Here is a 10,542-nt window from a genome sequence, read left to right on the forward strand (position 1 = left end):
AAAGGAACTCATTTTGGAAAAAACAAAAATCACAATTGTATGCGAAAACAGAGCCAGTGAAAAAATGGGCATCATGGGTGAACATGGATTTTGTGCCCTCATAGAAAAAAACAAAGAACAAATTTTGCTGGATACCGGCCAGGGCTTATGTTTAAAAGCCAATGCCCATGTTCTGGACATTGACCTGGCCGGCATAAGGAAGATCGTCCTGAGCCATGGCCACTTTGACCATACCGGAGGACTTGCCGATTTAATGCCTCGAAACGAAAAAACAGAAGTCTGGGCACATCCGGATATTTTTTCTCCAAAATATGTTCGCAGGGGAGTTGAAGACAAGGACAAAGAGTCGTTTATAGGCATTCGATTCAGCCAGGAGCAACTTGAAGCTGACATGAATGCTCAATTTCATTTTAAAAAAGAGTTTTCAGCCATATCAGATGATATCTTTTTTTCCGGTGAAATACCAAGAAAGACAAACTTTGAAGGCAGCGACACCCGTCTGCTGGTCAAGCAGGGGCAATCCTTTATCCCTGACCCTTTACTGGATGATGCATCTCTTTTGATTGAAACAGCATCAGGACCTGTAATCCTTGCAGGATGTGCCCATTCAGGCATCGTGAACGTCATGAACCATTTTTCCCAGAAAACCGGATACACATCCTTTCATGCGGTTATCGGCGGAACCCACCTGGGATTTTTAAATTCAGATCAACAGCTTGAAAAAACAATGGATGCATTTGAACACTACAACCTCAAACTAATTGCCGTTTCCCACTGCACGGGTAATGAGGCTGCAGCCGCCTGCCACAACCGCTTCAAGAACCGGTTTGCCTTTGCCAATGCAGGATGGAGTATGGAGTTTTAACCGCACTTCATATTTATATGAAACTCTTTGTAAAACAAAGAGATACCTTCATGTTTTGTTATGGGCAAACCAGGATGAAATACCAGGTCTGCCCGTGGCAGTTATTATGAATAAAACTTCTGGATATCGACACAGGTATCCAATGCTTTAATACCCGAAAAGCGATGTGGGTTGCAGATAAAAAAATCCCATCAGCATTATCCTGACGGCAGACTCTGACGAATGGTCTTCAGCAGTCTGCAGGCCTGAGCCGTTTTTTCAGGGTCAAGATCCGGCAATGCCCTTTCAATGATTTCATTTTCTTTTTGCTGGGCCGCCTGAAAGGCTGTCCGGCCCGGATCAGTCAACACCGCCAATTTTGAACGTTTGTGGCGGGGATTGTCTATAAATTGCAAAAAGCCCCGGGAGGACAATTGATTGCAGACTGTTTGAACAAACTGACGGGAAACACCCAGCCGGTCTGCAATATCAGGAACAGTTACCGGCCCGGTATGAGTAAGTACCAGAATAACCTTATGCTGGGATGTGGCAAGCCCGGCCTGCTCATGTACCTTATCCATAATGCCGAACAAGACGTCATGCAGCGCAAAGACTTCCAAAAACAGATTATGAATAATTTTCCCTGGTTTAATTTCAGAAACGTGAGATGTCATGACTATATCCACCGCCTCACTTTCCGACAGTATTGTATGTACTCTTCACCAAAAGTTCTTTCCATATAAGCTTCCTCATGTGGAATGACATAGTATGATAAATATAAAAACAAAGGCAGATAAGCGGCCAATATCCATAAACTTCCTGCGGCCAGGCCGATGCCGATAAAAAAGATAGAACCACCCAAATACATGGGGTTGCGAGTAAATCGATATGTGCCCTGAACAACAAGTTCAGTGGCGGGAAGATTAGTGCTTACGTTGGTTCCGGTTTTTTTGAACTTTTCATGGCCTATGTACATGAAAATAAAACCACCGATGCCAATAAAAATTCCGGTCATAAGGTTCGCAGACGCCGAAAGGATATCGATATTGTGAGGATATATAAATTCAAGGACACCGCCCGCCAAAAGGCAAATAAAAAAAACGGTCGGGGGCATCAGGTTTACGTTGGGGGAATCTTCATTCAGGGTCTTGGAACAGGTCTTTTCTAAACTCATTTTAATTTCCTTTCAATATTTTATCTTTTTAATCTACACAATCATAAATTATGACAACCTCTTTGTCAAGTTGACAAGTCGATTTTCAATCAAGACAGATTCACCCTGTTTTCCCAGACCATTCAGCGTCAAGAATCTGCTGAAATAAATTTGAAACTATTTTTATATATTGACATTTTCAATCCGATTATGCTAGTAAAAAATTAAAACTCAGCTATGAAAGCTGTTATTGCACAGATATAAAATTTAAATTTTTTTCATTAATAAAACCATGAAGGTTAATAGATTAAATGATCTTTATGGTTTCTTTATTTGGAGATAACTTGTGATAACAGTCAGTTCATTGAATCAAAACAGATCTATTTTATTCAAACTCTTATCGTATAATAAAAAAATTGTACTAATATCGATTTTTCTTGGAATCCTTGTTTTGACATCCTTATTTGCAATTACATGTGGAAATTTTAATATTGAGTTTTCAGACATTTTTTCAGTTATTGCAGCTAATATATCGCCCTTTACAGATATCGAATCCGTCAATCGTCTGCATAATACCATCATATGGAAAATAAGACTGCCCAGAATCATTCTGGCAATAAATGTCGGTATTGCACTTTCCATTTCAGGTGCAGTATTTCAAGGATGTTTTAAAAACCCCCTGGTTGAACCCTATATTCTCGGTATTTCTTCAGGTGCTGCATTTGGTGCTGCATTGGGAATTTTATTTCCAAGTTTTTTTCTTTCAGTACAGGCTTTGGCTTTTTGTTTTGCGTTTATTGCCGTTGCAGCTGCATATTTTCTTGCACACACACGGGGTGAAACGCCCATAATAATGCTGATACTTGCCGGGATCATAATCGGATCCATATTTTCAGCATTTGTAGGCATAATAAAATATCTTGCCCAGGATTCAGCTTTAAGGGAAATTGTTTTCTGGTTAATGGGTGGCTTTTATTATGCAAACTGGGGTGATGTCATTTTAATCTCTCCGATTATTTTTGTTTCGTTTTCAATTATCTGGCTCCACAGCTGGAAGCTGAATATTTTATCCATGGGTGATGACGAAGCAAAAGCTCTTGGCGTCAGTCCGGAAAAATTTAAATTTCTGTTTATAATCCTTGCCACTCTCTCAACTGCGGTTGCAGTTTCCTGCGTTGGCATTATCGCATGGGTCGGACTTATGATGCCCCATGCAACAAGAATGGTTATGGGCCCGGACCATCGTTTTCTTATCCCGGTGTCGGCAATATTCGGGGCAATTTACCTTATTATTTGCGACACCATAGCACGAACCCTTGTCAATGCAGAGATACCCATCGGTATCATAACATCAATTCTTGGAGCGCCTTATCTTTTTTATCTCATAAGATCAAGAGGCGCATCCGCATTTGGAGGTTAACATGCTTCAGGTTAATAATCTGGATTTCACTTATCCACACCTGAATGAAACAATATTAAAGGATATCTCTTTTACCGTTGAAGAAGGATCTTTATGTGGTTTGTTCGGCCCGAACGGGTGCGGCAAATCTACTCTTTTCAAATGCTGTCTTAATCTTCTTAAAATAAAAAAAGGAGAGATCCGAATGGATAACAATAATATTAAAGACCTGAAAATCAAAGATATGGCCAAAGTCGTAGCCTATGTCCCCCAGGAACATAAACCGCCTTTTCCATACCTTGTAAAAGAGGTGGTGCTTATGGGAAGAACTCCTCATCTGAAGGGCTTTTTCGGTACTGGAAAAAAAGATATACAAAAAACCGAAGAGGCCCTTGAACTGCTTGAAATAAGCCATCTTTCAAAAAAAACATATAATCAGCTTTCCGGGGGGCAACGTCAAATGGTTCTCATGGCAAGGGCAATCGCACAGGAAACAAAAATCATGTTTCTTGACGAACCCACTTCAGCCCTTGATTTCTCCAACCAGTTAAAAATCTGGAAAATCATGAAAAAAATAACAGACAGGGGTGTAACAATTCTTGCCTGCAGTCATGACCCGAATCATGTGTCCTGGTTTTGCGATAAAGTGGTTGTTGTAAACAATAAAAGCATTGTTAATCAAGGGTCTCCCGAAGATGTAATTACACAGGCAACTCTTGATTTTATTTATGAAGATATGTGCGATGTAAAAAAAATAAATAATACCCGTGTTGTTTTTCCAAGCGATCTGAAATGCTTTGAAAAAAATTTAGCAGATGAGTCGTTCATGAAGTTGGCAAATTAAAAATATGCTGGCAAATCAAACACATCAAATATCAGAAACAGGAATCACAATTTATGTTCCAAAAGTTTAATCTGGCTATTTTCATATTAATCGCATTGTTTCAATCTTCTTGTTTTGCTTCAACGACAAGACCAATAATCGACAGCCGTGGAGTTGAAGTAAACATACCCGTAAATATTCAAAGAATCTCAACAATAAATGACGGCATGATAGAGGGAATAATGACAGCGTTCAGTGTTCAGGACAAAAAGGACATCACTTTTGCGGCCTGGCTTCTTGACTTCTGCAAAAATGTATATGGAGTTGACAACGAGACTGCAAAAAAATTACGGTCGGTTCAATGGATGGACTGGACTTTGGAAGAGATAAAATAGATCCTCAGTCCAAGTGCCTGTAAAATCATAGTCCTGATATAAGTTTGCCGGAAGCCATAGCCAGATGCATATATGTAATCCCACATATATGTTAGTCCTTTAAATTTTTTTTAAAATTGTGTATGAACGATCAGGTTGCTCCGGCTTCTTCAGCAAATTTAGTATAGACAAACTCCTCTAAATTTATTTTTTCATGAATTGAACCCATCTCTTTTGTAATATAATCCTGAATTTTTTCGAAATCTTCCAGTTGTGGCATAAGGTTATCTGTTGTAATGCGATCCGCCGGAGAAGTAAGCACTCTTTCAATAACATCTATGTCCTGATTAAGAAAAAACACACCTATCCTTGCAGCTTCTTTTATATTATTTTTAATAAATTTTCCGGATTTTACAAGACTATTGGTCAGTTCCTGGACAGCATCCGGAAAATAACGAATGATGTCTGTTTTTATAACCAAGACACAACAGGGATGGTCCGGCCAAATATTTTTTGACAATTCAAATTCATCACCAAGCCCTGCTTTTATTACATTAGAACCAAAAGGCTCTGCAACCAAAAAGCCGCCGATTTTCCCCTGTTTATCGATCTCCATATAAGTAGGTATTTTTGATGGGGCAACTGTTTGTACTTCAACATCTTTACCAATACCCATTTCCATATTGTTATCTTTTAACAATTTATGCAAAAGCATATTGTGAATTGATAAATGAAAGGGGATCAGAACATCTTTGCCTTTAAAGTCATTAATATTATTTATATTTGCACTTTTGTTGGTAATTAAAACACTCCCATTTTTATGACCAAGGAGTATTAATCTTATATCTTCCCCCTTTCTAAAATGATCCATTGCTAATGGAGCCAGCATAAAGGCGGCATTAATGTCCCCACGTGAAAAAGCTATACTGAGGGTTCCCCAATCAACAAAAGAACGAGTCTCTATATTTGAATATTTAAATATTTCATCTCTTTTTAATATTTTTCTTTCTGTAACACCTAGAATAAGATGGTCGGTAATATTCAAATAGCCGATTTTTATATTTGGTTTATTATTCATTAGCTCCTCAATGCAATCATTTTTTAATAAAAAAATATTTTATCCGATTCATTTAGCAAGCAAATACGGGAATTTGTCAATTACTTTCTAAATTTTATCAGTAATTCAGACCGGCATTTAATAAATGTTAACTGAATTTGATGCTGGACTTATAGATATAGCCCGCACCATAAAATCTTTAAGATACCGATGCAAATCAAAACCGGTTTCCGTTAAAAATTGAAGCCAAGATAATGCAAGTAGTTTTGAGTGTTAGCTAATCTCCTTGCCTCTATTGCCGCCAAGAATCAGAACCAAAGAGCAAATTACATTTCCGATGTTTTAACCTCTTCCTTTACGCCTTTTTAACAACAGAACATTTAAGGTACATGGCGCCGAAACCTGCAATCTTACAGGAAATATCGTGGCCATTTACAGGTTCATCAAGGAGTTTGATGTTTTTGACCTTCGTACCAAATTTAATTGTGTCCTTTCCGGCCTTAAGATCTTTGATGGTGGTGACTGTATCTCCATCCTGCAAAGGATTGCCATTGGCATCGAGGAATCGTGGCGCATCTTCCGAGGGCTTATCAGAAGCCTGATAAGATATCCACTCGTGAGTACATTCAGGACATATCCACAGGAGTCCATCAGGATAGGCATAAGGTGAATTACATTTGGGACATGTATTTTCTTCAACTGACATAGCAAAATTCCTATTTGATTGTATAAACTTGTTTAAAATATTTTTCTCATACAGTGAAACACTGGGACGTCTAAATCTTCCTGTTTAGTTTGCTCATAATTTGGCCCTCCATTGAACCTGCTTGAGTTGCAGGTAATCTATCCACCTGTAACTCATGCATTTCAACACGCTGATCGCACATACGTTTTCGATCAATAATGACCAGGCAAGCCATTCTCAAGCGATTACAGATCTGATTTGAGACGTGACGTCTGAATTATTTGTATTGTCTGGGATAGATTTCATGTGACCAATAAATTTTCCACAACTCGCTGTAATATCAATTATATTTTCTGTTTTTTCACCGTTTTTAGGTACCGGCAAAAGAGATAAATAGCATCTCTTTTCAGAAGAAAAAACCGCTGTCATACTTCCGGGGTTCGGTAAAATTTCCCGGCGTTGCCGGGTTAAAGACAACAGTTTTTTTTCAATTTCCTGTTGTTCCTTTACAGTCACTCTCATGACCATCTTTGCTGCGTCTTCAGGTAAGGTTCCACAAAAAGCTGGCAAGCGCAGTGCGATTCTGTTGGCGTCTTTTACTTCGCCGACGCCATGGGTTTTACCAAGGCCAAACAGGGATTCAATATTATCGGAACAAATGGGCATCCCGATATTGTTCAATCCCAATGATGATGCGACGATCAGTTGATTTTCCATCCAGGTCATAAAGCCGATAGATACCTGAGATCTCTGGGGAATAGATTGTAACATCGCTTTGCACTCTTTGTATGTCTCGAAATTCAGCCCTCGATGTTTAAGGATTTTCTGGCTTTCTAAAAGCGGACGGGCATCACGGAGGAATCGCTTGATAAACGGCCTGTGTTCAGAAAGCTTACCGATGGAATTTCTAAGCTTTGCAATGACAGATCCCTCTGATGTTCGCCCTCGTGGGGAGTGTTGAAGAATCATTTCAGCCCATTTCACCAGTCGATGAATATTCATGAATCGGGCTTTTGTCGATACTTTTGGAGGAACCAGACAGCCAAGATCCGTCTGTTTCATTTTTTTTGAGGCTTGACCGCATGCAGAGATAAAGCCATCATAAGAAGGATGCCTATTGTATTCTTTTTTCAGCAGATTGGCAACGACATGAGAGACATCATCGATGGAATGACTATACAGCCCTCTTTCCTTCAGAAGTCTGACGCCTTTTTTCAAATCCAATCCACCGTCTTTTAAATATGCCGCAGGCTTTCCCGTAATATGGATCACCTGTTGTAAAAAATCCGCAATGGATTTTCCAGTCCATGAGGAAGCCACAGAAATGGCAACACAATTTATGTTTTTAAGGGCAGGCGCGCTCTCATTGGTGGCATGATGATTGATGTTAAGTTCGAGAACAGCAAGAATTTTACCGACACCCAAGGCGATAGAAGTATCTATGATCCAGATGGCACCGTTTACAAATTTGTTTTTCTCAAAAGAAACTGAAGGCAGACCACTGTAAGTCCAAATTTTTGACAATGAATAGCGAGTGAGCCAGTTGATGATCGTTTGAGGGCAAGGAACTTTGCCGTCAATTCCAAAATATGGGGCTAATACGCCAAGCACCCTGGATATGGCTCTGAATCCAATACGACCGATCAGGAATAGGCTCAATGAAATATAAATCAGCAATTCTTTCTTTTCCTTGGCAGGCAAGGTGGCTTTTTTGCGCTCTTCAACCAGCTGCTGCCTGGTCTTTCGAAATTGAAACTTGTATTTGTCTCGATCGTTTCTAATGCGTTTCAGTTCAGCTTTTTGATACTTAATCGTTTGATTTCGATCAACTGCTTTCCCTTTCCAGGCCGATCTACTTTTTTTAATTTTGAAATTTTACTCATAAAAAAACCGATTTCAGTTGAAAAAACAGAAAACATAAGGCGCAAAAGGAATTTTACAACAATCTTGAGTCATTCAGTGGGGTTTGCTATTGTGCGGTTAGATATTGGGTTAATGAAAATAGAGAAGGATCTCTAATGACACATGATAGATTGAAAGCTAAAACGATCCCAGGTGAATATTGCAGATTTTGCGGTAATGATTCGGTTCCTCTTGTGAAAACTAAATGTTGTGATCAATGGATTTGCTGCGACACTTCTTATGTTTCCATCGAAGGTGGAGGGTATTGTCAATATCACCATGAGCAATACAGCGTTTGCTATTTCCATTACAATGACGGGCATTCCGGAAAATGGCAAGAATGCGAAGAATGCAGGGATCTGCTCGGTGAAGATGATTTTAAAGCGGCTTTCCATGATCCTAACAATGTACCACGATATTAACCCGAATAAGAGGCCCAAAAACCGAGCAAAAAAAATGGGCTAATACGCGGTTTTTTAGACACCCCAGTGAAACACTTATCACGATAAAAGACAAATGAAGACTTCATTACTTGTATTTACAGTGAGAGTCAAGTAGTTAAAGGGATAGAAGCTTGCTTTTTGTTTATCAAAGTCACGAATATTACCGATCCCCCCTGATATAAGTCAAGACAAGAATAAAGGCTTGAAAAATTCGTATTCCAGTTAGTTGATGAATTCCAAAGTTCTCAATGGGTAATAACAGTGACAGAGGAGCGTTATGAATTTAAAATAACAATGAGCCAGTCTGACCGGCTCAAGGATAATTATCCTGATGGAAATTGTCAGGAGATATTCAAAATATTAATGATACCATTTGTAATCTTGCTTTTATTTTTTTGATGTCGGACAAACCGAAAAGGAAGGCCAGAAAAAATCCAGAATACTGTCTATACTAAAGGAATCCCCGGCATACAAAAACCTTATGTTTGAAATGTTATAATCCTTTTTTTATTATCCAAAATGATCAAACAGATCGCCGGCTATTTCTTCAACCAAATCATTCATTTCCAAGTCCGGTATCCAGATTGATGGGATAATGTCAAATCCATACAGCGCGCCTAAAATATTTCCTGTAATAGAACCGGTTGAATCACTGTCTCCGGAATGATTAACTGACAACAAAATTCCTTTTCTGAAGTCATCACCGGCGACTATTGCACTATAAATACTTATAGCCAAGGCTTCTTGCGCCACCCATCCGGCACCCATATCCTCTATCACAGCAGGTGACGGAACAGTGTTCTCCGTCATTTCAACAGCATTTTCAACTGCTTTTAACGTTTCTTCATTATTTTTCTTGGTTTTCAAAATCCGGATGGATTCATTAATTGCATCTGTAAGAGAGCCACCGGATATAACTCTGGAAATAAGGGCGGCCAGAGTTCCGGCAGACAAGTATCCCGTGGGATGACCATGCGTGATTGCAGAACATTCACAACCGATTTGGAATGCTTTTTCAACATCTTTGCAGGCAAGCCCCACTGATATACTGCGCACGACACCGCCGCAACCTTTGCTGTTGTTGACAGGGTTATCCATTGTACCCATGTTCCCGGATTTCAAAGCAGACAAACAAATGTTTTCCGGTGATCTTAATGAAAAAAATTCATTATAGCCTGTTAAGATTCCATCCATAATCGAACAGGTTCCGTGACTCTGAATCAAACGTTCTTGAAGATTTGTTTCCTGCGTGAACAACCACCTTAAAAGAGCATGATAAATACTGAAAATCATACCTTCTGTACTCTGGTATTCCTGTCTTACTTTTGACAAAATCAAACCTTCTGCTGTGAATAAACTCATTTGGGTATCATCGGTGAAAGTGCCAAGCCCGCCATATGCTTGAGAATAATTTGTCAATCCATCATGCCCGAAGGTGGCTTTTATCTGACGAAAATAAATTACAGCAACCATGATTCATAAAATGAAAATTTTATCAGCATATTAATACTTGTTATCTTAAATCTGGTAATTGTACCGCCGGGATGGACGACCGGGGACAGGGCATCCAGACTTGATACTGTTGTTGTTACCGCAAACGCAAAAAGCCCTGATCATTGAACCATATTACAGGTTTTAACGATCAGGGCTTTTTAAAGAATAATCCGGCGGCGTTCTACTCTCCCACACAGTCTCCCATGCAGTACCATCGACGCTAAAGAGCTTAACTTCCGTGTTCGAGATGGGTACGGGTGTGACCTCTTTGCCATAGCCACCGGATTAAGATGGCTGGATCCCGGACGTTTGAATATTTTTTAATGGGTTACATGTCCGATAAATCCTTAAATTTATAATAAGTTGCA

The 10,542-nt window shown here is 39.3% G+C and carries 11 protein-coding genes and 1 rRNA gene; 5 read left to right on the forward strand and 7 right to left on the reverse strand.

Going from position 1 to position 10,542, the window contains the following annotated elements; genetic code table 11:
• The first annotated feature begins 13 nt into the window (after nucleotides 1-13).
• A complete protein-coding gene (locus TOL2_RS16945) occupies nucleotides 14-865 on the forward strand; it encodes an MBL fold metallo-hydrolase (RefSeq protein ID WP_014958520.1) in 852 nt (283 codons plus the stop codon).
• Between the two features lie 197 nt (nucleotides 866-1,062).
• Here the strand turns inward: TOL2_RS16945 and TOL2_RS16950 are convergent, their stop codons facing one another.
• Nucleotides 1,063-1,518 (reverse strand): MarR family winged helix-turn-helix transcriptional regulator, encoded by a 456-nt coding sequence (locus TOL2_RS16950; RefSeq protein ID WP_051012442.1) that lies wholly within the window; start codon nucleotides 1,516-1,518, stop codon nucleotides 1,063-1,065.
• A gap of 2 nt (nucleotides 1,519-1,520) precedes the next feature.
• On the reverse strand, nucleotides 1,521-2,018 hold the full coding sequence (locus tag TOL2_RS23785; protein ID WP_014958522.1) for a methyltransferase family protein: 498 nt from the start codon (nucleotides 2,016-2,018) through the stop codon (nucleotides 1,521-1,523).
• Between the two features lie 430 nt (nucleotides 2,019-2,448).
• On the opposite strand from TOL2_RS23785, the gene TOL2_RS16960 reads away from it, so the two are divergent.
• Genes TOL2_RS16960 through TOL2_RS25210 form a run of 3 tightly spaced genes read left to right on the forward strand, consistent with a single transcriptional unit; the run spans nucleotide 2,449 to nucleotide 4,614 of the window.
• Entirely contained in the window at nucleotides 2,449-3,417 is a 969-nt protein-coding gene (locus TOL2_RS16960) for a FecCD family ABC transporter permease (protein ID WP_232507961.1), read from the forward strand.
• A 1-nt stretch (nucleotide 3,418) separates the two neighbouring features.
• A complete protein-coding gene (locus tag TOL2_RS16965) occupies nucleotides 3,419-4,240 on the forward strand; it encodes an ABC transporter ATP-binding protein (protein WP_014958524.1) in 822 nt (273 codons plus the stop codon).
• A 53-nt stretch (nucleotides 4,241-4,293) separates the two neighbouring features.
• Nucleotides 4,294-4,614 carry a hypothetical protein gene (locus TOL2_RS25210; RefSeq protein ID WP_014958525.1) on the forward strand — a complete coding sequence of 107 codons (321 nt, stop codon included), beginning with the start codon at nucleotides 4,294-4,296 and terminating at the stop codon, nucleotides 4,612-4,614.
• Nucleotides 4,615-4,744: 130 nt separating this feature from the next.
• Here TOL2_RS25210 and TOL2_RS16975 read toward each other — a convergent pair whose 3' ends face one another.
• The 3 genes from TOL2_RS16975 to TOL2_RS16985 form a co-directional block, all read right to left on the reverse strand.
• On the reverse strand, nucleotides 4,745-5,671 hold the full coding sequence (locus TOL2_RS16975) for an ABC transporter substrate-binding protein (protein ID WP_014958526.1): 927 nt from the start codon (nucleotides 5,669-5,671) through the stop codon (nucleotides 4,745-4,747).
• A gap of 334 nt (nucleotides 5,672-6,005) precedes the next feature.
• Nucleotides 6,006-6,356, reverse strand: a complete 351-nt coding sequence (locus TOL2_RS16980) for a zinc ribbon domain-containing protein YjdM (protein WP_014958527.1) — start codon at nucleotides 6,354-6,356, stop codon at nucleotides 6,006-6,008.
• Between the two features lie 216 nt (nucleotides 6,357-6,572).
• On the reverse strand, nucleotides 6,573-8,012 hold the full coding sequence (locus TOL2_RS16985; RefSeq protein ID WP_193787649.1) for a hypothetical protein: 1,440 nt from the start codon (nucleotides 8,010-8,012) through the stop codon (nucleotides 6,573-6,575).
• 341 nt (nucleotides 8,013-8,353) lie between these two features.
• Here TOL2_RS16985 and TOL2_RS24360 point away from each other — a divergent pair, with 341 nt between their 5' ends.
• Entirely contained in the window at nucleotides 8,354-8,659 is a 306-nt protein-coding gene (locus TOL2_RS24360; protein WP_014955645.1) for a hypothetical protein, read from the forward strand.
• A 531-nt stretch (nucleotides 8,660-9,190) separates the two neighbouring features.
• Here TOL2_RS24360 and TOL2_RS16995 read toward each other — a convergent pair.
• Nucleotides 9,191-10,153, reverse strand: a complete 963-nt coding sequence (locus TOL2_RS16995; RefSeq protein WP_014958528.1) for an ADP-ribosylglycohydrolase family protein — start codon at nucleotides 10,151-10,153, stop codon at nucleotides 9,191-9,193.
• A 189-nt stretch (nucleotides 10,154-10,342) separates the two neighbouring features.
• Nucleotides 10,343-10,459 (reverse strand): 5S ribosomal RNA (gene rrf, locus TOL2_RS17000).
• Between the last annotated feature and the right edge of the window lie 83 nt (nucleotides 10,460-10,542).

It is taken from the genome of Desulfobacula toluolica Tol2 (genome assembly GCF_000307105.1).
Taxonomy (GTDB): Bacteria; Desulfobacterota; Desulfobacteria; order Desulfobacterales; family Desulfobacteraceae; genus Desulfobacula; species Desulfobacula toluolica.

Coding starts and splice junctions, on each gene's coding strand:
- TOL2_RS16995 (WP_014958528.1), bottom strand. CDS start 10,153: ATGGTTGCTGTAATTTATTTTCGTCAGATAAAAGCCACCTTCGGGCAT.
- TOL2_RS23785 (WP_014958522.1), bottom strand. CDS start 2,018: ATGAGTTTAGAAAAGACCTGTTCCAAGACCCTGAATGAAGATTCCCCC.
- TOL2_RS16950 (WP_051012442.1), bottom strand. CDS start 1,518: ATGACATCTCACGTTTCTGAAATTAAACCAGGGAAAATTATTCATAAT.
- TOL2_RS16980 (WP_014958527.1), bottom strand. CDS start 6,356: ATGTCAGTTGAAGAAAATACATGTCCCAAATGTAATTCACCTTATGCC.
- TOL2_RS24360 (WP_014955645.1), top strand. CDS start 8,354: ATGACACATGATAGATTGAAAGCTAAAACGATCCCAGGTGAATATTGC.
- TOL2_RS25210 (WP_014958525.1), top strand. CDS start 4,294: ATGTTCCAAAAGTTTAATCTGGCTATTTTCATATTAATCGCATTGTTT.
- TOL2_RS16965 (WP_014958524.1), top strand. CDS start 3,419: ATGCTTCAGGTTAATAATCTGGATTTCACTTATCCACACCTGAATGAA.
- TOL2_RS16975 (WP_014958526.1), bottom strand. CDS start 5,671: ATGAATAATAAACCAAATATAAAAATCGGCTATTTGAATATTACCGAC.